The sequence below is a fragment of the Pseudomonas sp. CCOS 191 genome (assembly GCF_001007005.1).
GTDB lineage: Bacteria > Pseudomonadota > Gammaproteobacteria > Pseudomonadales > Pseudomonadaceae > Aquipseudomonas > Aquipseudomonas soli.
This window is the reverse complement of sequence record NZ_LN847264.1, coordinates 861,580-886,913: the sequence shown is the minus strand read 5'-3', so window position 1 is coordinate 886,913 and position 25,334 is coordinate 861,580. Positions and strand designations below refer to the sequence as shown.

Below are 25,334 nucleotides of genomic sequence, written 5' to 3'. Positions count from 1 at the left end.
TTCGCATTTCGCTCATTACTGAGCAGAACTCACAAATTTTACCTTAGCCTGATCCACCAGCAGTGAAACTGGTGTTCAGTCTATTTCTATCACATATCCGAATTTTTAAAGAACGATCTGACAAAAGTCAGAAATCAACATTCATCGCCGAATGTTCATTTCTAAGTTCTGATCAAGGTAGACACAACAGAAAGTGGTGGAGCCAAGCGGGATCGAACCGCTGACCTCCTGCGTGCAAGGCAGGCGCTCTCCCAGCTGAGCTATGGCCCCGCATATTGGTAGGTCTGGGCAGATTTGAACTGCCGACCTCACCCTTATCAGGGGTGCGCTCTAACCAACTGAGCTACAGACCTATATAGGGTCTTGATCGTCTTTACATCATGAATCAAGCAATTCGTGTGGGAGCTCATCAGCAGGCTGATGTCTTCGATTAAGGAGGTGATCCAGCCGCAGGTTCCCCTACGGCTACCTTGTTACGACTTCACCCCAGTCATGAATCACACCGTGGTAACCGTCCTCCCGAAGGTTAGACTAGCTACTTCTGGTGCAACCCACTCCCATGGTGTGACGGGCGGTGTGTACAAGGCCCGGGAACGTATTCACCGCAACATTCTGATTTGCGATTACTAGCGATTCCGACTTCACGCAGTCGAGTTGCAGACTGCGATCCGGACTACGATCGGTTTTGTGAGATTAGCTCCACCTCGCGGCTTGGCAACCCTCTGTACCGACCATTGTAGCACGTGTGTAGCCCAGGCCGTAAGGGCCATGATGACTTGACGTCATCCCCACCTTCCTCCGGTTTGTCACCGGCAGTCTCCTTAGAGTGCCCACCATAACGTGCTGGTAACTAAGGACAAGGGTTGCGCTCGTTACGGGACTTAACCCAACATCTCACGACACGAGCTGACGACAGCCATGCAGCACCTGTGTCAGAGTTCCCGAAGGCACCAATCCATCTCTGGAAAGTTCTCTGCATGTCAAGGCCTGGTAAGGTTCTTCGCGTTGCTTCGAATTAAACCACATGCTCCACCGCTTGTGCGGGCCCCCGTCAATTCATTTGAGTTTTAACCTTGCGGCCGTACTCCCCAGGCGGTCAACTTAATGCGTTAGCTGCGCCACTAAAATCTCAAGGATTCCAACGGCTAGTTGACATCGTTTACGGCGTGGACTACCAGGGTATCTAATCCTGTTTGCTCCCCACGCTTTCGCACCTCAGTGTCAGTATCAGTCCAGGTGGTCGCCTTCGCCACTGGTGTTCCTTCCTATATCTACGCATTTCACCGCTACACAGGAAATTCCACCACCCTCTACCATACTCTAGCTCGCCAGTTTTGGATGCAGTTCCCAGGTTGAGCCCGGGGCTTTCACATCCAACTTAACGAACCACCTACGCGCGCTTTACGCCCAGTAATTCCGATTAACGCTTGCACCCTCTGTATTACCGCGGCTGCTGGCACAGAGTTAGCCGGTGCTTATTCTGTCGGTAACGTCAAAACAGCAAGGTATTAGCTTACTGCCCTTCCTCCCAACTTAAAGTGCTTTACAATCCGAAGACCTTCTTCACACACGCGGCATGGCTGGATCAGGCTTTCGCCCATTGTCCAATATTCCCCACTGCTGCCTCCCGTAGGAGTCTGGACCGTGTCTCAGTTCCAGTGTGACTGATCATCCTCTCAGACCAGTTACGGATCGTCGCCTAGGTGAGCCATTACCTCACCTACTAGCTAATCCGACCTAGGCTCATCTGATAGCGCAAGGCCCGAAGGTCCCCTGCTTTCTCCCGTAGGACGTATGCGGTATTAGCGTTCCTTTCGAAACGTTGTCCCCCACTACCAGGCAGATTCCTAGGCATTACTCACCCGTCCGCCGCTGAATCAAGGAGCAAGCTCCCGTCATCCGCTCGACTTGCATGTGTTAGGCCTGCCGCCAGCGTTCAATCTGAGCCATGATCAAACTCTTCAGTTCAATACTGCTTGGGTTTTTAAGAAACCCTAAACTTGGCTCAGCAATCTCAAATGACTATGTGATTTCTCGCATGGCCACTTGTGATGCTGATAATCTTGGCGACTATCAGTCCATACTCACAAGCACCCACACGAATTGCTTGATTCAATTTGTTAAAGAGCGTTTGGCTAAGAGCTTTTCGTCTCAACCGAGGCGCGCATTCTACGCTTTCCTCATTTGCTGTCAAGCGTTTATTTCGAAGTATTTTGCGAGAAACCCGTTCAACTTCAAACACCTGACTCGCTGCGATCTCTCGTAGCGGGAGGCGAATCATACAGCGTTACAACCTGCTGTCAACTGCCTTTTTCACCGCTGCCGATCTGACGACCGAAGCACCTCTGCAACCCTCCTGATCGATCAACTCGTTGATATTCAAGGAGTTTTTCGTTCCGATGTCGCTGGAAGTGAGGCGCATTATAAGGGGATCTGAAACCCCGTCAACCTTTATTTCAGTTATATAAAGCAAAACCTCAAAACAAAGCGGGGCGGCCTCTCGGCCGCCCCGCTTTCATCCCTGCGCCTTACAAGCTAGGGAAGGCAAACTGCGACGCCTCATGGCTGGCCCGCTGCGGCCAACGCTGGGTGATCGCCTTGCGACGGGTATAGAAGCGCACACCGTCCGGCCCATAGGCATGCAGGTCACCAAACAGCGAACGCTTCCAACCACCGAAGCTGTGATACGCCACTGGCACCGGCAGCGGCACGTTGACGCCGACCATGCCCACTTCGATCTCGTCGCAGAACAGCCGCGCCGCCTCACCGTCACGGGTGAAGATGCAGGTACCGTTGCCGTACTCATGCTCGTTGATCAACTGCATGGCCTGCTCCAGGCTGTTCACCCGCACCACGCACAGCACCGGTCCGAAGATCTCTTCCTTATAGATGCGCATTTCGGGGGTGACCTTGTCGAACAAGGTGCCACCGACGAAATAGCCATCTTCGTTACCGGCCACACGCAAGCCACGACCATCGACCACCAGCCTGGCGCCAGCGGCAACGCCGTCGTCAATGTAACCCACCACCTTGTCACGGGCGGCCGCAGTCACCAGCGGGCCCATGTCCAGGCCGCAAGACGTACCGGCACCGATCTTCAGCGCCTTGATCTGCGGCTCCAGCTTGGCGATCAGCGCATCGGCCACCTGGTCGCCGACGCACACCGCCACCGAAATGGCCATGCAGCGCTCACCGCAAGAACCATAGGCAGCGCCCATCAGCGCGCTGACCGCGTTGTCCAGATCGGCGTCGGGCATCAGCACCGCGTGGTTCTTCGCGCCGCCCAGTGCCTGGACGCGCTTGCCGCGCTTGGTGCCTTCGGCATAGATGTATTCGGCGATCGGCGTCGAGCCGACAAAGCTCAGGGCCTTGACCTCTGGCGCCTCGATCAGCGCGTCGACCGCTTCCTTGTCGCCGTGCACCACGTTGAGGATGCCCTTCGGCAGGCCGGCTTCCAGCAGCAGCTGGGCGATGTACAGCGTCGAGCTCGGGTCACGCTCGGACGGTTTGAGAATGAATGCGTTGCCGCAGGCGATGGCCAGCGGGTACATCCACAGCGGCACCATGGCCGGGAAGTTGAACGGAGTGATACCGGCGACGATGCCCAGCGGCTGGAAATCGGACCAGGCGTCGATGTTCGGGCCGACGTTGCGGCTGTACTCGCCCTTGAGCAGCTCCGGGGCGGCGCAGGCAAACTCGACGTTCTCGATGCCACGCTTGAGTTCGCCCGCAGCGTCCTCCACGGTCTTGCCGTGCTCTTCACTGATCATCTGCGAGATTTTCGCTTCGTTCTGCTCAAGCAGTTGCTTGAAGCGGAACATCACCTGGGCGCGCTTGGCCGGCGGGGTATTGCGCCAGGCCGGGAAGGCGGCCTTGGCCGAATCGATGGCCTGCTGGATGGTGGCGCGGCTGGCCAGTTCGACCTTGCGCACGGCCTGGCCGGTCGACGGGTTGAAGACATCGGCGGTGCGCTCGCCCTTGCTGACCAGTTCGCCGTGGATCAGGTGCTGAACAATGCTCATGCATAACTCCAGATAAAGAAGGTAGAGACAGGCGCGTGGTACTCACGCGCCCGACGTCAAAATCGGAAAAATCAGTCGACCTTGTTCAGGGCTTCGCCCACGGCGTCGAACAGACGGTCCAGCTCTTGCGGCTGGGTGTTGAAGGTCGGCCCGAACTGCAGGGTGTCGCCACCGAAGCGTACATAGAAGCCGGCTTGCCACAGCTTCATGGCAGCCTCGTACGGACGAACGATGGCATCACCGTCGCGCGCGGCGATCTGGATCGCGCCGGCCAGGCCGTAGTTGCGGATGTCGACGACGTTCTTGGTGCCCTTGACGCCGTGCAGCAGCTTCTCGAAGTGCGGCGCCAGCTCGGCGGCCGACTGCACCAGGTTTTCCTTCTGCAGCAGGTCCAGTGCGGCGATGCCGGCGGCGCAGGCGACCGGGTGCGCCGAGTAGGTGTAGCCGTGGGGGAATTCCACCGCGTACTCAGGGGTCGGCTGGTTCATGAAGGTCTGGTAGATCTCGCCGGTGGCGATCACCGCGCCCATCGGGATGGCGCCGTTGGTGACCTGCTTGGCGATGCACATCAGGTCCGGGGTCACGCCGAAGGCTTCGGCACCGGTCATGGCGCCCATGCGACCGAAGCCGGTGATCACTTCATCGAAGATCAGCAGGATGTTGTGCTGACTGCAGATCTCGCGCAGGCGCTTGAGGTAGCCCTTCGGCGGCGGCAGCACACCGGCGGAACCGGCCAGCGGCTCGACAATGACCGCGGCGATGTTCGAGGCGTCATGCAGCTCGATCAGCTTGAGCATCTCGTCGGCCAGGGCGATACCGCCCTCTTCCGGCATGCCCTTGCTGAACACGTTGGCCGGCAGCACGGTGTGAGGCAGGTGGTCGACGTCCAGCAACTGACCGAACAGCTTGCGGTTGCCGTTGACGCCACCCAGGCTGGTGCCGGCGATGTTCACCCCGTGATAGCCACGGGCACGGCCGATGATCTTGGTCTTGGTGGCCTGGCCTTTCAGGCGCCAGTAGGCACGCACCATTTTCAGCGCGGTGTCGGCGCACTCGGAGCCGGAGTTGGTGAAGAACACGTGGTTCAGGTCGCCCGGCACCAGGTTGGCGATCTTCTCGGCCAGCTGGAACGACAGCGGATGGCCGAACTGGAAGGCCGGCGAGTAGTCGAGGGTGGCGACCTGGCGAGCCACTGCCTCGCTGATCTCCTTGCGGGTATGCCCGGCGCCGCAGGTCCACAGGCCCGACAGGGCGTCGAACACCTTGCGCCCCTTGTCGTCGACCAGGTAGTTGCCTTCGGCCGCCACGATCAGCCGCGGGTCGCGCTGGAAGTTGCGGTTGGCGGTGTAGGGCATCCAGTGGGCATCCAGCTTGAGCTGGCTGGCCAGACCGGCTTGAGCGGATTCGGGCATGTTCATCGGGCGGTTCCTCGAAAGACGATTAGGCAACGATGGGTGTTGTTGCAGCTAAGTTGTCACGGCGATAAAGTTCGAAAAACCCAGCTTTTCTAACCTTCAGTCAGCGGATAACTAAACTAATGAGCCGACGCCCCGATCCCCTCGCCCAAGTCAGTGATTTCGACATTCGCCTATTGAAGATCTACCGCAGCGTGGTCGAGTGCGGCGGCTTTTCCGCGGCGGAAAACGTCCTGGGCATCGGCCGCTCGGCCATCAGCCAGCAGATGAACGACCTTGAGCAACGCCTGGGCCTGCGCCTGTGCCAGCGCGGCCGGGCGGGGTTTTCGCTGACCGAGGAGGGGCGCGAGGTCTACCACTCGGCGCTACAACTGCTCAGCGCCCTGGAGTCGTTCCGTACCGAGGTCAATGGTCTGCACCAGCACCTGCGCGGCGAGCTGAACATCGGCCTCACCGACAACCTGGTCACCCTGCCGCACATGCGCATCACCCACGCCCTGGCCGAACTCAAGGACCGCGGCCCCGACGTGCGTATCCAGATCCGCATGATCGCCCCCAGCCAGGTCGAGCAAGGTGTGCTCGACGGCAGCCTGCACGTGGGTGTGGTACCGCAGACCAGCCCGCTGTCGGGGCTTGAATACCAGCCGCTGTACAGCGAGCGCTCGCTGCTCTACTGCGCGGTCGGCCACCCGCTGTTCTACGCTGACGACCAGCAGATCGATGACGATCGCCTCAACGCCCAGGACGCGATCGCCCCGACCTTCCGCCTGCCCGCCGACATCCAGGCGCACTACCAAGCCCTGCACTGCACCGCCAGCGCCTCGGACCGCGAAGGCATGGCTTTCCTGATCCTGACGGGCCGCTACATCGGCTACCTGCCCGACCACTACGCCAGCTTCTGGGTGCAGCAGGGGCGCCTGCGCGCGCTGAAGCCTGCCCAACGCTTCTATGACCTGGGTCTGAGCTGGGTGACACGCAAGGGGCGGCGGCCGAACCTGGTGCTGGAAAGCTTCCTCGAAAGCCTGGCTGCGACACGCTGATGCCTGTCCCTGACGCTAATGCTTGTCACTTCGCCACAGGCAGGTAATCTGTCGAACATCCGTAACGACCCGCCCGGAATCGTCCATGACCCTAGAAGTCCCTGCGCATCGCTCCCCCACCTCGGGCAAGCCCGCCGGCCGCATCCGCCAGAAGAACGAACAGGCCATCATCCAGGCCGCCGAGGACGAGTTCGCCCGCCACGGCTACAAGGGCACGAGCATGAACACCATCGCGCTCAAGGCCGGGTTGCCCAAGGCCAACCTGCATTATTACTTCACCAACAAGCTGGGCCTGTACATCGCGGTGCTGAGCAACATCATCGAACTGTGGGACAGCACCTTCAACGCCCTGAGCGTGGAGGACGACCCGGCCGAGGCGCTCAGCCAGTACATCCGCACCAAGATGGAGTTCTCCCGGCGCAACCCGCAGGCCTCGCGGATCTTCGCCATGGAAGTGATCAGCGGTGGCGAGTGCCTGAGCGAGTACTTCAGCGCCGACTACCGGGAATGGTTCCGTGGCCGCGCCGCGGTGTTCCAGGCCTGGATGGACGCCGGCAAGATGGACCGGGTAGATCCGGTGCACCTGATCTTCCTGCTTTGGGGCAGCACCCAGCACTACGCCGACTTCGCCACCCAGATCTGCCAGGTCACCGGCCGCAGCCGCCTGACCAAACAGGACATGGAAGACGCCAGCAACAATCTTATCCACATCATTCTCAAAGGCTGCGGCATCAGCACGCCCGCCTGACCCGGACTTATGCCTTCTACCCTGCTCGAGCTCTGCGAATTGCGCGAAGAAATCCGCAAGAGCCGCTTCATCACCCTCGCCGGCCCGATCGGCAGCCCCGCCGAGGCCATGGCCTTCATCGAACGCCACAGCGACCTGGCGGCCACCCACAACTGCTGGGCCTGGAAGCTCGGCGCCCAGTACCGCAGCAGCGATGATGGCGAACCGGGCGGCACGGCCGGGCGACCGATCCTCGCCGCCATCGAAGCCCAGGACTGCGACCAGGTGGTGGTGCTGGTGATCCGCTGGTACGGCGGCATCCAGCTGGGCACCGGTGGCCTGGCCCGGGCCTACGGTGGCGGCGCCAACAAATGCCTGCAGCAGGCACCCAAGCGTGTGCTGGTGCAGCGCAGCGCGTTCAGTTGCAGTTGCACCTTCAGCGAACTGGCGCTGCTCAAGCTGCGCCTGGCCGAGGTGGACGGCGTGGTGCTGGACGAGCAGTTCACCGCCAACGGCGTCGACCTGCGCATCGCCCTGGGTGAAAGCCACCTCGACGTACTGCAGCAGCAACTCGCCGACCTGAGCCGCGGTCGTATCCTGCTGGAAAGAGAGTGAACATTGCCCACAACTGCTGTGGGCCTGCCTGTGGATAAGCTTGGGGCAAGCTGATACAGGCCTTGTGCGACAAGGCCTGCGAAGCATTGAGCATATTTTGATCACATTTGTGTGACACCGACACAAGTGACTGAAAGACTGTGAGTTATCCCCAGCTTTCAATGTAAGCCCGCCCCCAAACCGCCATTTTCAGGCCCGCTGCGCTTGCACACAATTACTGTGGAGCGGCTTGTGGATAACCCGTGAACTACAGCGCCAGGCCCAGCGCCCACAGGCTTTCCAGGCAATCGATCGTTTTTTGACCAGCCTCCACAAGGCAAGCGTCAGGCACCTGGTTTATGCTCGTCACCCAGGCCTTTCCCGGTGGAGGGCAATCACCCCGTTGTCGCGCGGCGAGCGAAACCATGCACAACAGCGCTCGCCCCGCCTTTGATATGGAGTATCGCAATGACCGCAAACAAGAACGCCCTGATCATCGGAGCCTCCCGAGGCCTTGGCCTGGGGCTGGTGCAACGCCTGCAGGAAGACGGCTGGAATGTCGTCGCCACCGTGCGCGACCCGCAACAGCCAGGCGCTCTGCGCGAGGTTTCCGGTGTGCGTATCGAGCGCCTGGAGATGAACGACACCGCCCAGCTCGACGGGCTCAAGCAGCGCCTGCAAGGGGAAGTATTCGACCTGGTGTTCGTCAACGCCGGCGTCATGGGCCCCCTGCCACAGGACCTGGAAAGCGTGCAGGTGCAGCAGATCGGCGAGCTGTTCATGACCAACGCCGTGGCGCCGATCCGCGTGGCCCGACGTCTGGCCAGCCAAGTGCGTGAAGGCAGCGGCGTGCTGGCCTTCATGAGCTCGATCCTGGGTAGCGTGACCATCCCCGACGGCGGCGAGATCTGCCTGTACAAGGCCAGCAAGGCCGCCCTCAACTCGATGATCAACAGCTTCGTGGTCGAACTGCAGCGCCCCGACCTTGCCGTGCTGGCCATGCACCCGGGCTGGGTGAAGACCGACATGGGCGGCGAGAATGCCGAGATCGACGTGCTCACCAGCACCCGTGGCATGCTCGAGCAGATCAAGGCGCAGAGCGGCAACGGCGGCCTGCGCTTCATCAACTACAAGGGCGAATCGCTCACCTGGTGATCCGGGGCTTTGCGGGCCTGGATGGGCGCATTGCCCGGCCAGGCCCTGTAGAATGGCGGCCAACCGTACCTGATCGAGATTGCACACATGTATGACTGGCTGAACGCCTTGCCCAAGGCGGAACTGCACATGCACCTGGAGGGCTCGCTGGAGCCCGAACTGCTGTTCGCCCTGGCCGAACGCAACAAGGTCGCGCTGCCCTGGGCCGATGTCGAAACCCTGCGCGGCGCCTATGCCTTCAACAACCTGCAGGAGTTCCTCGACCTCTATTACCAGGGCGCCGGCGTCCTGCGTACCGAGCAGGATTTCTACGACCTGACCTGGGCCTACCTGCAACGCTGCAAGGCGCAGAACGTTATCCACACAGAGCCGTTCTTCGACCCGCAGACCCACACCGACCGGGGCATCCCGTTCGAGGTGGTGCTCAATGGCATCACCGGCGCACTCAAGGATGGCCGTGAACAGCTTGGCATCGGCAGCGGCCTGATCCTCAGCTTCCTGCGCCACCTGAGCGAGGACGAGGCGCAGCAGACCCTCGACCAGGCCCTGCCCTTCCGCGACGCATTCGTCGCCGTAGGCCTGGACAGCTCGGAAAAAGGCCATCCGCCCAGCAAGTTCCAGCGCGTCTTCGACCGCGCCCGCAGCGAAGGCTTCCTCACCGTCGCCCATGCCGGCGAGGAAGGCCCGCCCGAATACATCTGGGAGGCGCTCGACCTGCTGAAGATCCAGCGTATCGACCACGGTGTGCGCGCCATCGAAGACGAACGCCTGATGCAGCGCATCATCGACGAGCAGATCCCGTTGACCGTCTGCCCGTTGTCCAACACCAAGCTGTGCGTGTTCGACCACATGAGCCAGCACAACATCCTCGACATGCTCGAGCGTGGCGTGAAGGTCACGGTCAACTCCGATGACCCGGCCTACTTCGGCGGCTACGTCACCGAAAACTTCCATGCCCTGCACGAGCATCTGGGCATGACCCAGGACCAGGCACGCCGCCTGGCGCAGAACAGCCTGGACGCACGCCTGGTGCGCTAACCGGCCTGGCGCGAGGGCAGGCAGGCGATCGCGTTGATCTGCTGCTGGCCGAGCGGTGTAAGGTGTACCGCCCGGCTGCCCTCCTGCTCACGCACCCAGCCCGACTGGGTGAACAACCTGAGCAACGCCTTGCCCAGGCAACCGCCCAGGTGCGGGCCCTGATCATCCCACTTGCTGCAGTGGCAGATCACGCAGCCACGCCGGTCGGCGGCGGCCAGTGCATCGATGAACACCCCCAGCGCCTCCAATTGCCCCTTGCCCTCCTGGCTTACGACCAGTTGCTGTTCGCTGCCCTCCAACCAACCGGCTGCATGCAGCCGATGCAGCAGCGCGGCAGCCACCTCGCCGCCCAGATGGTCGCCGCACAGGCGCGCCTTGCGCATCGACAGGGGGATTTGCAGCGAGGTGCCCTGCCCCCCGGCTGAGCGGCTGGCCAACTGGACGCTGGCAAGGGCCTCCACCGCGGTGCCGACCTCCGGCGTTGCCAGGCGGAAAAAGCGTTTGCGCCCACGCGCCTCGTGCCTGAGCAAGCCGGCACTGGACAGCAGCGACAGGTGCGCGCAGGCCGAGGAAGTGCTCAGGCCGGTGATCACGGCAAGCTCGTCCGCCGCACGCGGAGTGCCATCGATCAACGCCCACAACATGGCGCTGCGCTTGGGTTCGGCCATCAGGCTGGCAACCTGACTGATGCTGCGGACTGCGGTCATGAAACTGAAGCTCCCTGATGTAACCCGTCTGGCGGCGATAAGCGCCGACGCCCTGCCGCCTGTGCGGGCAAGCACGGGATTGTTCGTGTGCCGGATGGTCAGCGCCAGGCCAGGAAGGATCTCACGCTGGCATTGGGCGCCTGAGGCAGTATAAGCCGCTGGCGGGGGCTCGCCGTGAGGGCGGCAGGCCCGGGATGGGTAGTCGCTGGTCCCCCCGAGCACCGTTCTGGAAGATGCGTCTGTCAGTGCGCTACGCCGCAGACACGGCTCATGCCCCCGTTCTACTGTGGCTGCGCCAGGAACGTGGCTGGTAGCGATGATCAAGAAGCTGGAAAAGTCCGATAGCCACGGTGAAAACTTCTGCCCTGCAAAACAGAAGGTCTCCCTACTTCAGGCCACCATGACCGTCAGTCAGGGGACTGATCCTGGTCATGGCGAGCGCCGGGGGCGGCGCTACACTAGATCCGCTCCCGCTCACTGGAGGTGGATCGCGATGAAGATTGTCGTCAGTGCGTCGAACCGAAATCCCGCTTGTCCCTGGCAAGTCCAGCTCGATCAGCATGTGGTGAGTTTCCGCAACGAGGCCGAAGCGCGGTCATTCGTCGCCCTGCTCGAGGCGCGCCTGAACGCGCCCCACCCGCTCACGCAGGCCGGTTGGCCTGCAGTCGGCGGGTCAGCATTGCGACACTGACCACCAGCGCACCGCACAGGCTGATCACCAGCGCCATGGGCACCGCGCTGCCATCGTGCAGCACCCCGACCAGCGCTGCCGCGCCCGCGGCGACGCTGAACTGCAGGCAGCCCATCAGCGCCGAGGCGCTGCCGGCCCGCGCGCCCTGCCCGCTCATGGCGCAGGCCGAGGCGTTGGGGATGATGCAGCCGAGGCTGGCGATGCATACGAACAACGGCACCAGCAACGGCCACAACTGCGCTGGGCGCAGCGCCGCGACCAGCAGCAGCGCCAGCGCCGCCACCAGGTACAGCCACACTGCCCGCGCCAGCAGGAACGCCGGGCCGCGCTTGGCCAGCAGGCGCGCATTGACCTGGGCCATCAAGATGAAGCCTGCTGCGTTGGTGCCGAACAACCAGCCATAGTGCTCGGCGGGCACCCCGTACAACTTGATGAACACGAACGGTGAACCGGCGATGTAGGCAAACATCCCGGCAATGGCGATGCCGCCGGTCAACGCATGGCCGACGAACACCCGGTCACCGAACAGCCGCAGGTACTGGCGCAGCGCGCCCGACAAGGGCTGGCGCGGCACATGGGCCGGCAAGCTCTCCGGCAGCCCCAGGCCAACGGCCACCAGGCAGGCCGCGCTGAACAGGCTCAGGGCGAGGAAGATCGACTGCCAACCGGATACATTGACCAGCACGCCACCGAGCATCGGCGCGAGGATCGGTGCCAGGCCCATCACCAGCATCAATTGCGAGAACACCTTGGCCGAGGCCACCGCGTCACACTTGTCACTGACGATTGCCCGCGACAGCACCATGCCGGCGCAGCCGCCCAGGGCCTGGACGAAGCGCGCCACGATCAGGCTGTCGAGGTTTGGGGCATAGGCGCAGGCCAGGGAGGCCACGGTGAACAAGCCGACCCCGAACAACAGCGGGATGCGCCGGCCGAATCGGTCGGCCACTGGCCCATAGGCGAGCTGGCCCAGGGACAAGCCGAGGAAGTAGGCGGCCAGGGTCGCCTGCACATGCTTTTCGTCGGTGGCGAAGGCATGGGCCATGGCCGGGAAGGCCGGCAGATAGAAGTCGATCGCCAAAGGCCCGAACGCACTGAGGGCGCCGAGAATCAGCAAGGTTCGCAGGTTCATGGAGAATCCATAGCAGGCTAAGCAAGTCAGGTAGTCTACCTGCACTGGATCATTGGGCGTTGAAAACCTTTGTAATAATTGGCCTGTATTTCTGTAGACGCGGACTTGCCCGGGCAGCCCGCTTCTACAGAATTGCTTTAGCTGGACAATCCAGCCGTTCAGGCCACCTCGGCCTGATACCCCTCTTCACGAATCGCCGCCAGGATCTGATCCGCCGCCAGCGCACTGTCCACCCGCACCTGCTTCGCCGCCAGGTCCACTTCCACCCGCGCCGCGGCGTCCTGCTCCTGCACCGCACGGGTCACGCCTTTCACGCAATGGCCACAGGTCATGCCTTGTACATTGAACACTTGCATAGAGGTTGCCTCCTTGTGGGTTTTGTCCACTTTCAGCCTTGCCATCGGGGCAAGGTCAAGTTCCGCGTCAAACGGCCGGGCTGGAAATCCTTGCGCGGCTCGGCCAAGCTGCGCCTTTGACGATTTTGGCAAGCAGGAGATTCTTCATGATCAGGGCAGCAATGAGCCTAGTCGGACTGCTGGGCGCGCTGGCCGTGGTGCCACCGGCCAGCGCCGAAGGCAATTCGGACTACAGCGTGCTGATGATTTCCCGGGAGCGCCTGGAAGTGGCCAGCAGTTGCGAGATCGGTATCTACCTCAACGATCAGTTGGCCGGCCGGCTGTTCCAGGAGCAATCGACCTCGTTCAACCTGCCACCGGGCCCTGTCGATGTACGCTTGCGCCTGCTCCCCGGGCAGATGCCCGGTTGCGCCCCGGGTATCGAGGACCAGCGCAGCACGCGCCTGACGTTGCAGGCGGGGCAGATCAAGAAGTACCGCATCGCCACAGGGCACAAGGGCCTGGAATTGAGGCAAGCCAACCTGGGCTATTGACCTTGCCCGCATGGCAAGGTTGATGCTGAAGGCCTATCCACGGAGGAGAGAGCCATGCCCGCATCCACCACCTTCGACCTGCCGATCAGCGGCATGACCTGCGCCAGTTGCGCAGGTCGGGTCGAACGCGCCCTGCGCAAGGTCACCGGCACCGAACATGTCAGCGTCAACCTGGCTACCGAGCAGGCCCGGGTCCAGGCGCCGGCCGACAGCCTGCCGGCATTGGTCGGCGCGGTGCGCGACGCCGGTTACAGCGTCCCCACCCGCACCCTCGAACTGCAGATCGGCGGCATGACCTGCGCCAGCTGCGCCGGCCGTGTCGAACGCGCCCTCGGCAAGCTGCCGGGGGTCGAGCAGGTCAGCGTCAACCTGGCCAGCGAACGCGCCCACCTCGAAGTTTTGCAGGCCGTCGATGACGGCGTGTTGATCACCGCGGTGGAAAAGGCCGGCTACAGCGCCAGCCTGCCGCGCACCGCCGACGATGACCAGGCCCAAGCCCAACGCCGCCTGCGCAACGAACGCCTGGCGGTCGGCGCCGCCCTGCTGCTGGCCCTGCCATTGGTATTGCCGATGCTGGCGCAACCCTTCGGTGTGCACTGGATGCTGCCGGCCTGGGCGCAGTTCCTGCTGGCCACGCCGGTGCAGTTCATCCTCGGCGCACGCTTCTACGTCGCCGCCTGGAAGGCCGTGCGCGCCGGTGCCGGCAACATGGACCTGCTGGTCGCCCTGGGCACCAGCGCCGGCTACGGCCTGAGCCTGTACCAATGGGCCAACGCCCACGACGGCATGGAACCGCACCTGTATTTCGAAGCTTCGGCGGTGGTCATCGCCCTGGTGCTGCTGGGCAAGTACCTGGAAAGCCGCGCCAAGCGCCAGACCGCCAGCGCCATCCGGGCGCTGGAGGCGCTGCGCCCGGAACGGGCGGTGCGGGTCATCGAGGGACGCGAGGAAGAGGTGGCGATCAGTCAGTTGCGCCTGGGCGACCTGGTATTGGTCAAACCCGGCGAGCGCTTCCCGGTCGATGGTGAAGTGCTCGAAGGCAGCAGCCATGCCGACGAGGCGTTGATCAGCGGCGAAAGCCTGCCCGTGCCCAAGGCGCCTGGCGACTCGGTAACCGGTGGGGCCATCAACGGCGAAGGCCGGCTGCTGGTAAAAACCCGGGCCCTGGGCACCGAGACCGTGCTCGCGCGCATCATCCGCCTGGTCGAGGACGCCCAGGCGGCAAAGGCGCCCATCCAGAAGCTGGTCGACCGGGTCAGCCAGGTGTTCGTGCCTGCAGTACTGGTGCTGGCGCTGATCACCCTGGTCGGCTGGTGGCTGGCCGGCGCGCCGCTGGAAACCGCCCTGATCAATGCCGTCGCCGTGCTGGTGATCGCCTGCCCATGCGCCCTCGGCCTGGCCACGCCCGCCGCAATCATGGCCGGCACCGGCGTCGCCGCCCGCCACGGCATCCTGATCAAGGACGCCGAAGCACTGGAGCGTGCCCATGCGGTGAACAGCGTGGTGTTCGACAAGACCGGCACGCTCACCTCGGGCAGCCCGCGCATCGTTCACAGCCGGGCCAGCAGCGGCGACAACGGCGAGTTGCTGCGCCTGGCCGGCGCCCTGCAACGCGGCAGCGAGCACCCATTGGCCAGGGCGGTACTCGACGCCTGCGCCGAACAAGGCCTGCACGTGCCGCAGGTTGCTGACAGCCAGTCCCTCACCGGTCGCGGCATCGCCGGCCAGGTGGATGGCCGTGAACTGGCCCTGGGCAACCGCCGCCTGCTCGACGAAAACAGCCTGCCGCCGGGCGACCTGGCCGACAGTGCGCAGGCCTGGGAAGCCGAGGGCCGCACGCTGTCCTGGCTGATCGAACGCGGCCAGCACCCTCGCGTGCTCGGCCTGTTCGCCTTCGGCGACAGCCTCAAGCCCGGCGCCGGCGCGGCCATCGACGCACTGCATGCGCGTGGCATCAGCAGCCACCTGCTGACGGGCGACAACCGTGGCAGCGCCAAGGTGGTGGCCGACGCCCTGGGCATCGATGACGTGCATGCCGAAGTGCTGCCGGCGGACAAGGCGGCTACAGTCGCCGCGCTCAAGCAACAAGGCGTGGTGGCCATGGTCGGCGACGGCATCAACGACGCCCCGGCACTGGCCGCCGCCGATATCGGCATCGCCATGGGCGGCGGCACCGACGTGGCCATGCAGGCCGCCGGCATCACCCTGATGCGCGGCGATCCGCGCCTGGTGCCTGCGGCATTGGACATCAGCCGCAAGACCTATGCGAAGATCCGCCAGAACCTGTTCTGGGCCTTCATCTACAACCTGGTCGGCATCCCCCTGGCCGCACTGGGCTACCTCAACCCGGTACTGGCCGGCGCCGCCATGGCGTTGTCCAGCGTCAGCGTGGTCAGCAACGCCCTGTGGCTGAAAACCTGGAAACCCACCGCCATCGACCAGGAGGCGCCATGAACATCGGCCAGGCCGCCCGCCGCAGCGGGCTCAGCGCCAAGATGATCCGTTACTACGAGTCCATCGGCCTGTTGCGCCCCGCCACGCGCAGCGAAAGCGGCTATCGCCTGTACCAGCAGGAAGACCTGCACAGTCTCGCGTTCATCAAGCGCTCGCGGGACCTGGGCTTCTCCCTGGACGAAGTCGCCAAGCTGCTGACCCTGTGGCAGGACCGCCAGCGCGCCAGCGCCGACGTGAAGGCCCTGGCCATGCAGCATATCGATGCGCTGAACCAGCGCATCGAAGAGCTGGTGAGCCTGCGCGACACCCTCGGTGAGCTGGTGGCCCACTGCCAGGGCGATGACCGCCCGGACTGCCCGATCCTCAAGGACCTGGCCAATGGCAGCGGCTGCTGTCACTGAGGGCATCGTCTGCGGGAGCGGCAGTCTGCCGTTCCTGCGGACAGTTTTTGGTATGCCATATTAGCCAGCCTCGACCGATATCCCCTTGAATAGCCTTTTCACCCAATAAATACGGGAGTTCGCCTACATAAAACCCAGGCTTTGCCGATGCACTGTTACAGCCTCGTGCAACGACAAGAACAACTCTGGGAGCGTGGATGAACATCAAGCAGAAACTCACCTGGGCCTTCGCCATCATCGCCGGCCTGCCCATCGTCCTGGTCGCCACCCTGGTGGTGCTCAACCTGCGCGGCGAAGCCCGCGACGATTTCCTCGACAACAGCAGCCGGGAGATTCGCCAGGTCGGCAACGCCATGGACATCTTCTTCCAGGGCATCACCCAGAACGTCGACTACCTCGCCGCGCAACCCCTGGTGTCGGCCACGGCTGACAACGTCAAGAAGCACATCAGCGCCGATGCCGCCAGCATCGCTCCCGGTGAGCAGGACAAGGCGCTGTTCGACCTGTTCAGCCGCCTGGCCCAGAGCCACCCGGACTACGCCTATGTGTCCTACGGCTTGAAGGACGGCGGCTACGCGTTCTGGCCGGGCGATCCGAAAATGGCCAATTACGACCCGCGCACCCGCCCCTGGTACCAGGCGGCCATGGCCAACCCCGGCAAGACCCTGCGCACCGCGCCCTACTACTGGGCCGGCGACGATGCCGTGCTGGTCAGCACCGTGCGCGCCGTGGCCAACACGCTGGGCAATCCGGGCGGCGTGGTCAACATCGATGTGTCGCTCAAGGGCCTTACCGAGATCGTCAAGCAGATCAAGCTGGGCGAGAGCGGCTACCTGATCCTCATGGAAAACAACGGCAACGTGATGGTCGACCCGCGCGACGCCAGCCACAACTTCAAGCAGCTCGCCAGCCTGGGCGACGGCTACGCAGAGCTGGCCAAGGCCGGCAAGGGCCTGGCCGAAGTGCAGTTGAACGGCGAGCGCTACATGGCCAACGTCTACCCCGACGAGAAACTCGGCTGGACCTTCATCGGCCTGATCCAGCAAGACGAAGTGATGCAGACCACCACTCGCCTTACCTGGCTGATCGGCGTCGTCGCGTTGATCCTGGCCGCCGTGTTCGCCGTGGTGGGCGCGGCGTTCGCCAAGCTCATCGTGCGCCCGATCAACAGCGTCACCAGCGGCCTGGAGGACATCGCCCAGGGCGAAGGCGACCTGACCCGCAACCTGGAGATCCGCGGCCGCGACGAAACCGCCCAGCTGGCCAGCTGGTTCAACCAGTTCCTCGGCGCCATCCGCAGCCTGATCCAGCACATCGGCGGTGCGGCGAGCAAGATCCTCAGCACCTCCAACAGCTCGACCCGCGTCTCCGGCGACATGGCCGAAGCCGCCGGGCGCCAGCGCGAGGCGGTGGACATGGTTTCCACGGCCTTCCATGAGATGGTCGCCACCGCCAACGAAGTGGCCCGCTCCTGCAGCCAGGCCGCGCAATCGGCCGACAGCGGCCAGCAGCAGGCCCGCGAAGGGCAGCAGCAGATCGACGCGGCGGTACAGAGCGTCGATCGCCTGAGCCAGGAAATCGAGCAGTCGGCGCAGTCGATCCAGCAACTGGAACGCGACAGCAATGCCATCCAGTCGATCCTCGGCACCATCCGCTCGATTGCCGAGCAGACCAACCTGCTGGCGCTCAACGCCGCCATCGAGGCCGCCCGCGCCGGAGAGCAGGGCCGCGGCTTTGCCGTGGTCGCCGACGAAGTCCGCGCCCTGGCCAAGCGCACCGCCGACTCCACCGCCGAGATCGACGGCCTGCTGGGCAACCTGGCCAGCCGCACGGCCCAGGTCGCCGAGCAGATGCACGCCAGCATCGAGGTGTCGCAGCAGTCGGTCAGCCGTATCGGCCTGGCCCGCGACAGCTTCGGCCAGATCCGCGAATCGGTGGACGTCATCCGCGACATGAACACCCAGATCGCCACCGCCGCCGAGGAGCAGCACCAGGTGGCCGAGGACATCAACCGCCACATCAGCCATATCCATGGCGATGCCCAACTGGTGGCGGAACTGGCCCAGGCGGCGCGCCAGGACTCCGAGAGCCTGGCCGGGCTGTCCAACGAGCTGGATGCGCTGGTGCGCAGGTTCAGGACCTGAGTCACCGTCGGTGGGCACGCGCGCTTTTTGTAGATGCGCGGTTGCCCACCGACCGGCCTTTTAACGGCTACAGGCGAAGCTCCCCCGGGGTCGCCCCGAACAACTGCTTGAACGCGGCAATGTAGGCCGAGGTCGAGTCATAACCGCAGCCCAGCGCCGCCTGGGTGACGCTCTCCCCCGCTTCCAGCAGCGCCAGCGACGTCAGCAGGCGCATGCGCTGGCGCCAGTTGCGAAAGCTCAGCCCCGTCTCGCGCTGGAACAGGCGCATCAGGGTCTTTTCGGACACCCCCAGTTGCACGGCCCACTGCTGCAAGGTCTGCACCTGGTCCGGCGCGGCGATCAGCCCGTTACACAGCGCCAGCAACCCCGGATGGCGCGGCAACGGCAGCGAGAAGCCCACCTGCGGCAGGGTGCGCAGTTGGTCCAGCAATACCGCCACCAGCCGCGCTTCGGCACTGTCGCCCTCCGGATAGGCCACCGCGAAGGTGCAGAACTGCTTGATCAGTTCGCGCGCCAGCGGCGTGACCTCCAGCACCCGGCATTCGCTGGGCGACCATGGGCAGGCATCGCTGCGCACATACAGGCTGCGCATCTCGGCCTGCATCGAGGTCACCACATCGTGCTCGGTGCCGGCCGGGATCCACACGCCCCATTGCGGCGGGGCGAAGTAGCTGCCGTCGCTGGTGTACACGCCAAGCACGCCGCTGATGGCGTAGGAGAACTGCACCCAGTCGTGGCGGTGGCGGGTGGTCCAGGAGCCGGCGCCGAGGCTCTCGGCACGGGCGTAGAGCGGCCTGGGCAAGTGGTCCAGCGTGGGGATGGGGCGCGGGCCGATAGTCGACATGTTGGGGCCTGGTGTCTCGGGACGGACAAGGGTATCAGCCATCGCAGTCAACGCCGAACCTATCGCTCGATGATCGCCGTCACCCCCTGCCCGCCCGCCGCGCAGATGGAGATCAGGCCGCGCCCCTTGCCCCGCTCGCTGAGCAGCTTGGCCATGTTCGCCAGAATCCGTCCGCCCGTCGCGGCGAACGGGTGCCCCGCGGCCAGCGAACTGCCCTTCACGTTCAGCCTGGTACGGTCAATCGCACCGAGTGGCGCATCGAGCCCCAGTCGTGTGCGGCAGTAGTCGGCATCTTCCCAGGCCTTGAGGGTGCACAGCACCTGGGCGGCAAAGGCTTCGTGAATTTCGTAGAAATCGAAGTCCTGCAAGGTCAGGCCGTTGCGTGCCAGCAGCCGTGGCACCGCGTACACCGGCGCCATCAGCAAGCCCTCCTGGCCATGGACGAAATCCACCGCCGCCGCCTCGCCGTCGACCAAGTAGGCCTGCACCTTGAGGCCATGCTCCTCGGCCCAGGCCTCGCTGCCGAGCAGCACCAGCGAGGCGCCATCGGTCAGCGGCGTGGAGTTGCCCGGGGTGAGCGTGCCGAGGCCGCTGCGCTCGAACACCGGCTTGAGCTTGGCCAGCTGTTCCAGGGTGAGGTCGGCGCGCAGGTTGTTGTCGCGGGTCAGGCCCAGGTAAGGCGTGAGCAGGTCGTCGTGCCATCCCTCGCGATAGGACGCCGCCAGGTGCTGATGGCTGAGCAGCGCCAGCGCATCCTGATCGCCGCGCTCGATCTGCCAGGTCTGCGCCATGCGCTCGCAATGCTCGCCCATCGACAGCCCCGTGCGCGGCTCGCCGTTGCGCGGCAGCTCGGGCTTGAGCAGGCCCGGACGCAACTTGAGGAAAGGCTTGAGGCGCTCGCCAAGGCTCTTGCCACGGTTGGCCTGCAGCAGGATCTGGCGCAACCCTTCGCTCACCGCGATGGGGGCATCCGAGGTGGTGTCGACGCCGCCGGCGATGCCACTGTCGATCTGCCCCAGGGCGATCTTGTTGGCCACCAGCAGCGCCGCCTCCAGCCCGGTGCCGCAGGCCTGCTGGATATCGTAGGCCGGCGTCTGCGGCGACAAGCGCGAGCCGAGCACGCACTCGCGGGTCAGGTTCATGTCACGCGAATGCTTGAGCACCGCCCCCGCCGCGACCTCGCCCAGGCGCAGCCCGTGCAGGCGGTAGCGCTCCACCAGGCCTTCGAGGGCGGCGGTGAGCATCGCCTGGTTGCTGGCCTTGGCGTAGGCGCCATTGGAGCGGGCGAAGGGAATCCGGTTGCCCCCCAGGATCGCGACCCGGCGAATTGACTGCATGCCTGTTCCTCCTGAAACAATTTGACCCTAAGCCTAGGTTCTTTTCGCGGATTCGAACGACCCTGCCACAAAGTTGGTCCACACTTGCATGCTTGCCTTCAGGGAGAACCGTACATGAGCGACCGCTATCTGGGCTTTGCCAACTCCACCCTTGGCCGCAAACTGGTCGATGCCCTCGGCCTGCCGCGCCCGGTGCCGCTGGAGCGCTGGCAGGCCGGGCGCCTGCGCCCCATCGAGGGCGCGCTGGTGCTCGGTGGCGGCCCGCTGGCCAGCCAGGTCGCGGCAATCGCCCCACGCCTGACCGCCGATTGCTACGGTTTCGATGCCGAAGCGCTCGACGCCCCCGCCTGGGTCGCGGGCCTGGGGCCGAAAATCAAGGCCGTGGTGTTCGATGCCAGTCACTTGTCCGACAGCGATGCGCTCAAGCAGTTGCGCGAATTCTTCCAGCCCTTGCTGCGCAGCCTGGCCCCCAGCGCCCATGTGGTGATTCTGGGGCGCGCCCCGGAAAGCCTGGACGATGCGCAAGCCAGTGTCGCCCAACGCGCCCTGGAGGGTTTCAGCCGTTCGCTGGCCAAGGAGTTGCGCAACGGCGCCACGGCCAATCTCTTGTATGTCGGTGACGGCGCCGAAGACCAGCTCGAAGGCGCGCTGCGCTTCTTCCTCTCGCCCAAGAGCGCCTTCGTTTCCGGCCAAGTCCTGCGCCTGTCGGCATGCGCCGCCCAGGTCGAAGACTGGACCCGCCCGCTGGCCGGCCGTCACGCCCTGGTCACCGGTGCCGCGCGGGGTATCGGCGCGGCCATCGCCGAAACGCTGGCCCGCGATGGCGCCGAGGTGACCTTGCTCGACGTGCCCCAGGCGCAGCGCGACCTCGACGCCCTCGCCGCGCGCCTGGGCGGCCGTGCCCTGGCCCTGGACATCTGCGCTGCCGATGCCGCCGCGCAGTTGCTCGAAGCCTTGCCGCAAGGCCTGGACATCGTGGTGCACAACGCCGGCATCACCCGCGACAAGACCCTTGCCAACATGACCCCGGAATACTGGGACGCGGTGCTGGCCGTCAACCTCAAGGCCCCGCAGGTGCTGACCCAGGCGCTGTCCGAAGGTGGCAAGCTGCAGCGCGACGCCCGTATCACCCTGCTCGCCTCGGTCAGCGGTATCGCCGGCAACCGCGGCCAGTCCAACTACGCGGCCAGCAAGGCCGGGCTGATCGGTTTCGCCCAGGCCTGGGCGCCGCGCCTGGCCGAACAGGGCGCCAGCATCAACGCGGTGGCGCCGGGCTTTATCGAGACGCACATGACCGCGGCCATGCCCATGGGCCTGCGCGAGGCCGGCCGGCGCCTGAGCTCACTCGGCCAGGGCGGCTTGCCGCAGGATGTCGCCGAGGCCATCGCCTGGCTCAGCCAGCCAGGTTCCGGCGCGGTCAACGGCCAGGCCCTGCGGGTCTGCGGCCAGGCCTTGATGGGAGCCTGACCATGACCCGACCCTGGCACGACCTGCACAGCCCCGACTCACGCCTGAACCTCTACCTGCGCGCACTCGGCAGACGCAAGATCCGTGGCAGCCAATTACCGGAGCCTGGCCTGCGCTGCTACCTGCGGGTCGATGGCGCCAACCTGGCGGCCTATCGCCGGCTCTGCCACTTCGCCGATGACGGCCGCCTGCCGGGCACCTACCCGCACGTCATGGCCTTCAGCCTGCAATTGCAGTTGCTTACCGCCGACGACTTCCCCTTCCCCTTGCTCGGGCTGGTGCACCTGCACAACAGCCTGCAGGTGCTGCGCCCGCTGGGCGGCATCGATGGGCTGCGCTTCGCGGTGTACGCCGACAACCTGCAGCCCCACGAAAAGGGCGGCACCTTCGACCTGGTGACCGAGGCCGAAGACGGACTCGGGCTGCTCTGGCGCGAGACCAGCCGCATGCTGGTGCGCGGCCTCAAGCTCGAGCAACAGGCCGCCAGCACCACCGCAGAGGCCCCCGCCGCACTGCCCGAGGCCACCCGCTGGTACGCCGACAGCGACATCGGCCGGCGCTATGCCAGGGTCTGCGGCGACTACAACCCGATCCACCTGAGCCGCCTCAGCGCACGGCTGTTCGGTTTCCCCAGGGCCATCGCCCACGGCATGTGGAGCAAGGCCATGGCGCTGGCAGCGCTGCAGGGCCACCTGCCGAAAGCCGGTTATGAATTCACGGTGGATTTCCACAAGCCGGTGCGACTGCCTTCGGAAGTAGTGCTGAGCGCCAGCGAGGCGGGTCCGGCCGGCGAGCTGCGCCTGGATGGCCACGGCGGGCTGGTGCACATGCTCGGCAGCTGGCGCGCGCTCTGATCGGGCTTGCTTTGCAAGGAACCTCGCCGGAAGCTATGCGCCACGAGGAGATCCCGATGAACCTGCAAGAACTGACCGAACGCCTGCACCGCATCCGCGACACCAACGACTGGCGGGGTTTCCACAGCCCGAAGAACCTGGCCATGGCCGCCAGCGTCGAAATGGCCGAGCTGGTGGAGATCTTCCAGTGGCTGAGCGAAGACCAGTCGCGCCAGCTGCCCGCCGACCAGCTTGCCCACGCCGGCCAGGAAGTGGGCGATATCGTCCTCTACCTGCTGCTGTTGTGCAGCGAGCTTGGCCTGGACATGAACGAGGTGGTGCGGGCCAAGCTCGCCGACAGCGAGAGGCGCTTCGCCAAATGAACGACCGTCATTTCGATGAGCTGGCCAGCCGCTTCGCCGAGAAGATCTATGGTGGCGCCAAGGGGGCGATCCGCCTGGCGGTGCTCCAGGCCGACCTGGCCGAAACCTTGCCCGACCGCCCCTTGCGGGTACTGGACATCGGCGCCGGCCTGGGCCACATGGCCCTGTGGCTGGCCCAGCGTGGCCACCAACTGACCCTCGCCGAGCCCGCCGCGCCGATGCTCGATGGTGCCCGTGCGCGCTTCGCCGAGGCCGGCCAGCAGGCCACGTTCATCCAGGCGCCCTGGCAGGACCTGCTTGGCCAGCTCACCGAGCCCTACGACCTGGTGCTGTGCCACGCGGTGCTCGAATGGCTGGCCGAACCCGAAAGCATCCTGCCGGTGCTGCACCAGTTGACCGCGCCGGGCGGCTGGCTGTCGCTGGCCTTCTACAACCGCGACGCGCTGGTCTACCGCAACCTGCTCAAGGGGCATTTCCGCAAGCTGCGGCACAACCGCCTGGCCGGCGAGAAGCAGAGCCTGACGCCACAGAAACCACTTGATCCACGCGAGCTCAAGGCGCAACTTGATCCCATGTGGCAGGTCGAAAGCGAAAGCGGCGTGCGGGTGTTCCACGACTACATGCCCAAGGAGTTCCAGGCCAAGGCCGAGCTGCTCGACCTGCTGGAGATGGAGCTGGCGCACCGGCGCCACCCCAGCTTCGCCGGCCTGGGTCGTTATCTGCACTGGATCTGCCGGCCCCACTGACCCGCCCGCCAGGAGGATACATGCCGTACCGTCTGCTCTGCCTGGCCCTGCTCCCCCTTGCCCTGGCCGCCTGCCAGGGCAGCAACCCCTACGTCGCCAGCGGCAAGCCGCTGCCACCGGCACCGCCGCAAGCCGCCGGTACCTTCGACGCCAGCGCCTACCCCACGCCGCCGCGCGACTATGGTCGTTACCGCAGCTGGAGCTGGCGCAACAGCCAGCCCCCCGGCGGCCTGGCGAACGCCACGCCGGGCCAGCTGGCCGACGCGGTCAGCAGCGCCCTCGACCAGCACGGGCTGCGCCCGGCACACAATGCCCCTGCCGACCTGCTGGTCAGCGCCGACGTGCGCCTGGAGCGGCGCCTGCGCCAGGTGCGCGATTACGACTACGATCCCTATTACGGCCCCTACCCCTATGGCAGCGTCGGCTACGGCGGCTACCGCAATGGTTATGGCGCCTATGGCAGCGTGCCGATCGTGCGCACCTACCAGGTCGAAGTGATGGTGGTGCGCATCGACCTGTTCGACGCCCGCAACGGTCAGCCGGTGTGGAGCGCCAGCGCCGAAAGCGGCAGCGACAAGGACTCGCCTCGTGAACGCGAAAGCGCCCTGCGCGAGTCGGTGAGCAAGGCGATGAGCGGCTATCCTCCCAGCTGACCCTTTACGGAGAACCATCATGTTGCGCCGTCTCGTACTTCTGTCCTTCGCCCTGCTGCTGGCGGCCTGTTCGAGTAACAATGTGCAGCAGGACTTCGATGCCAGCCGCGACTTCGCCGCCTACCGCAGTTGGGCCTGGCAGGAGCCGGCCCTGCAATACCGTCCGGACGATCCACGGATCAAGAGCGACCTGACCGAGCAGCGCATCCGCCAGGCGGTCGCCGGGCAGCTCGACCAGCGTGGCCTGCGCCCGGTCCAGGGCAGTGCCCGGGCCGATGTGAAGGTGCGCGCCTACCTGATCGTCGAGGACCGCCAGCAGCAGATCACCACCAACTACGGCGGCGCCTGGGGCGGTTATTGGGGCGGCTACTGGGGCGGGCCGATGTACAACGAGACCCGCAGCGTCGACTACAAGGTGGCGACCATCCAGGTCGACCTGTTCGACGGGCGTGACGGCAAGCTGGTGTGGCGTGGCAGCGCCGAACAGATCATGAACAACTACCCGCCCAGCCCGCAGGAGCGCAACGCGGCGATCCAGAAGACCGTGACCCAGGTGCTGAGCAACTATCCGCCACATTGAGCCCGTGATGCGCCGCTGGGGCGGGGCACTTCGATCAAGGCAACTTGCCATCACCTTGACTACACTCCTTGCACCGCCGCCG

The 25,334-nt window shown here is 64.8% G+C and carries 23 protein-coding genes, 2 tRNA genes, 1 rRNA gene and 1 pseudogene; 17 read left to right on the top strand and 10 right to left on the bottom strand.

What is annotated here, in order from left to right; genetic code table 11:
- Window positions 1-194 precede the first annotated feature (194 nt).
- The 5 genes from CCOS191_RS04095 to CCOS191_RS04075 all read right to left on the bottom strand — a co-directional run bounded on the left by CCOS191_RS04095 (window position 195) and on the right by CCOS191_RS04075 (window position 5,440).
- Window positions 195-270 (bottom strand) — tRNA-Ala (locus tag CCOS191_RS04095).
- A gap of 6 nt (window positions 271-276) precedes the next feature.
- Window positions 277-353 (bottom strand) — tRNA-Ile (locus CCOS191_RS04090).
- Between the two features lie 78 nt (window positions 354-431).
- A 16S ribosomal RNA gene (locus CCOS191_RS04085) occupies window positions 432-1,968 on the bottom strand.
- Window positions 1,969-2,528: 560 nt separating this feature from the next.
- Window positions 2,529-4,022: a CoA-acylating methylmalonate-semialdehyde dehydrogenase gene (locus CCOS191_RS04080; protein WP_046854154.1), complete on the bottom strand. Its 1,494-nt coding sequence runs from the start codon at window positions 4,020-4,022 to the stop codon at window positions 2,529-2,531.
- A 71-nt stretch (window positions 4,023-4,093) separates the two neighbouring features.
- Window positions 4,094-5,440, bottom strand: coding sequence for an aspartate aminotransferase family protein (locus tag CCOS191_RS04075; RefSeq protein ID WP_046854153.1), 1,347 nt, complete (start codon window positions 5,438-5,440; stop codon window positions 4,094-4,096).
- A gap of 119 nt (window positions 5,441-5,559) precedes the next feature.
- On the opposite strand from CCOS191_RS04075, the gene CCOS191_RS04070 reads away from it, so the two are divergent.
- The 5 genes from CCOS191_RS04070 (at window position 5,560) to CCOS191_RS04050 (ending at window position 9,991) form a co-directional block, all read left to right on the top strand.
- On the top strand, window positions 5,560-6,477 hold the full coding sequence (locus CCOS191_RS04070; protein ID WP_046854152.1) for a LysR family transcriptional regulator: 918 nt from the start codon (window positions 5,560-5,562) through the stop codon (window positions 6,475-6,477).
- Between the two features lie 85 nt (window positions 6,478-6,562).
- Complete coding sequence (locus CCOS191_RS04065; protein ID WP_046854151.1) at window positions 6,563-7,225, top strand: TetR/AcrR family transcriptional regulator; 663 nt, start codon at window positions 6,563-6,565, stop codon at window positions 7,223-7,225.
- 9 nt (window positions 7,226-7,234) lie between these two features.
- Window positions 7,235-7,819, top strand: a complete 585-nt coding sequence (locus CCOS191_RS04060) for an IMPACT family protein (protein WP_046854150.1) — start codon at window positions 7,235-7,237, stop codon at window positions 7,817-7,819.
- Between the two features lie 447 nt (window positions 7,820-8,266).
- A complete protein-coding gene (locus CCOS191_RS04055) occupies window positions 8,267-8,953 on the top strand; it encodes an SDR family oxidoreductase (RefSeq protein ID WP_046854149.1) in 687 nt (228 codons plus the stop codon).
- Window positions 8,954-9,040: 87 nt separating this feature from the next.
- Window positions 9,041-9,991 (top strand): adenosine deaminase, encoded by a 951-nt coding sequence (locus CCOS191_RS04050; protein WP_046854148.1) that lies wholly within the window; start codon window positions 9,041-9,043, stop codon window positions 9,989-9,991.
- Here CCOS191_RS04050 and CCOS191_RS04045 read toward each other — a convergent pair.
- Window positions 9,988-10,698, bottom strand: coding sequence for an ArsR/SmtB family transcription factor (locus CCOS191_RS04045; RefSeq protein WP_046854147.1), 711 nt, complete (start codon window positions 10,696-10,698; stop codon window positions 9,988-9,990). The two genes, CCOS191_RS04050 and CCOS191_RS04045, sit on opposite strands and share 4 nt — an antisense overlap.
- A gap of 316 nt (window positions 10,699-11,014) precedes the next feature.
- Here CCOS191_RS04045 and CCOS191_RS28670 point away from each other — a divergent pair, with 316 nt between their 5' ends.
- Complete coding sequence (locus CCOS191_RS28670) at window positions 11,015-11,389, top strand: hypothetical protein (RefSeq protein ID WP_442963659.1); 375 nt, start codon at window positions 11,015-11,017, stop codon at window positions 11,387-11,389.
- On the opposite strand, the gene CCOS191_RS04040 is transcribed toward CCOS191_RS28670, so the two are convergent.
- Together CCOS191_RS04040 and CCOS191_RS04035 are read right to left on the bottom strand one after the other, a co-directional pair.
- Window positions 11,340-12,521 (bottom strand): multidrug effflux MFS transporter, encoded by a 1,182-nt coding sequence (locus CCOS191_RS04040; RefSeq protein WP_046854146.1) that lies wholly within the window; start codon window positions 12,519-12,521, stop codon window positions 11,340-11,342. The two genes, CCOS191_RS28670 and CCOS191_RS04040, sit on opposite strands and share 50 nt — an antisense overlap.
- Before the next feature lie 158 nt (window positions 12,522-12,679).
- Complete coding sequence (locus CCOS191_RS04035; protein ID WP_023632213.1) at window positions 12,680-12,877, bottom strand: heavy-metal-associated domain-containing protein; 198 nt, start codon at window positions 12,875-12,877, stop codon at window positions 12,680-12,682.
- 146 nt (window positions 12,878-13,023) lie between these two features.
- Between CCOS191_RS04035 and CCOS191_RS04030 the strand changes: the two genes are divergently transcribed.
- The 5 genes and pseudogenes from CCOS191_RS04030 (at window position 13,024) to CCOS191_RS28660 (ending at window position 18,409) form a co-directional block, all read left to right on the top strand.
- Window positions 13,024-13,410, top strand: a complete 387-nt coding sequence (locus CCOS191_RS04030; protein WP_023632214.1) for a hypothetical protein — start codon at window positions 13,024-13,026, stop codon at window positions 13,408-13,410.
- A 54-nt stretch (window positions 13,411-13,464) separates the two neighbouring features.
- Window positions 13,465-15,864 carry a heavy metal translocating P-type ATPase gene (locus CCOS191_RS04025; protein WP_046854145.1) on the top strand — a complete coding sequence of 800 codons (2,400 nt, stop codon included), beginning with the start codon at window positions 13,465-13,467 and terminating at the stop codon, window positions 15,862-15,864.
- Window positions 15,861-16,265: a Cu(I)-responsive transcriptional regulator gene (cueR, locus tag CCOS191_RS04020; protein ID WP_023631307.1), complete on the top strand. Its 405-nt coding sequence runs from the start codon at window positions 15,861-15,863 to the stop codon at window positions 16,263-16,265. The genes CCOS191_RS04025 and cueR overlap by 4 nt, the downstream gene beginning before the upstream one ends.
- Before the next feature lie 197 nt (window positions 16,266-16,462).
- Window positions 16,463-17,551: pseudogene (locus CCOS191_RS28665) on the top strand (HAMP domain-containing protein); the annotation flags it as partial.
- A gap of 90 nt (window positions 17,552-17,641) precedes the next feature.
- Window positions 17,642-18,409, top strand: coding sequence for a methyl-accepting chemotaxis protein (locus tag CCOS191_RS28660; protein ID WP_442963666.1), 768 nt, complete (start codon window positions 17,642-17,644; stop codon window positions 18,407-18,409).
- A gap of 67 nt (window positions 18,410-18,476) precedes the next feature.
- On the opposite strand, the gene CCOS191_RS04010 is transcribed toward CCOS191_RS28660, so the two are convergent.
- Together CCOS191_RS04010 and CCOS191_RS04005 are read right to left on the bottom strand one after the other, a co-directional pair.
- Complete coding sequence (locus tag CCOS191_RS04010) at window positions 18,477-19,253, bottom strand: AraC family transcriptional regulator (RefSeq protein WP_038706826.1); 777 nt, start codon at window positions 19,251-19,253, stop codon at window positions 18,477-18,479.
- A gap of 59 nt (window positions 19,254-19,312) precedes the next feature.
- Window positions 19,313-20,590, bottom strand: a complete 1,278-nt coding sequence (locus CCOS191_RS04005; RefSeq protein ID WP_046854143.1) for an acetyl-CoA C-acetyltransferase — start codon at window positions 20,588-20,590, stop codon at window positions 19,313-19,315.
- A 114-nt stretch (window positions 20,591-20,704) separates the two neighbouring features.
- Between CCOS191_RS04005 and CCOS191_RS04000 the strand changes: the two genes are divergently transcribed.
- From CCOS191_RS04000 to CCOS191_RS03975, 6 genes are read left to right on the top strand one after another with little or no spacing between them, the layout of a single operon-like run.
- Window positions 20,705-22,057, top strand: coding sequence for a 3-oxoacyl-ACP reductase (locus CCOS191_RS04000; RefSeq protein ID WP_046854142.1), 1,353 nt, complete (start codon window positions 20,705-20,707; stop codon window positions 22,055-22,057).
- A gap of 2 nt (window positions 22,058-22,059) precedes the next feature.
- On the top strand, window positions 22,060-22,911 hold the full coding sequence (locus CCOS191_RS03995; protein ID WP_046854141.1) for a MaoC family dehydratase: 852 nt from the start codon (window positions 22,060-22,062) through the stop codon (window positions 22,909-22,911).
- Window positions 22,912-22,967: 56 nt separating this feature from the next.
- Window positions 22,968-23,273, top strand: a complete 306-nt coding sequence (locus CCOS191_RS03990; RefSeq protein ID WP_046857688.1) for a MazG-like family protein — start codon at window positions 22,968-22,970, stop codon at window positions 23,271-23,273.
- Window positions 23,270-24,019 (top strand): methyltransferase domain-containing protein, encoded by a 750-nt coding sequence (locus tag CCOS191_RS03985; protein ID WP_046854140.1) that lies wholly within the window; start codon window positions 23,270-23,272, stop codon window positions 24,017-24,019. The genes CCOS191_RS03990 and CCOS191_RS03985 overlap by 4 nt, the downstream gene beginning before the upstream one ends.
- A 20-nt stretch (window positions 24,020-24,039) precedes the next feature.
- Entirely contained in the window at window positions 24,040-24,672 is a 633-nt protein-coding gene (locus CCOS191_RS03980) for a DUF4136 domain-containing protein (RefSeq protein WP_038706830.1), read from the top strand.
- Window positions 24,673-24,691: 19 nt separating this feature from the next.
- The gene (locus CCOS191_RS03975; RefSeq protein ID WP_023630953.1) at window positions 24,692-25,252 is read left to right on the top strand and encodes a DUF4136 domain-containing protein; all 561 of its coding nucleotides are present in this window, start codon (window positions 24,692-24,694) and stop codon (window positions 25,250-25,252) included.
- Window positions 25,253-25,334 lie beyond the last annotated feature (82 nt).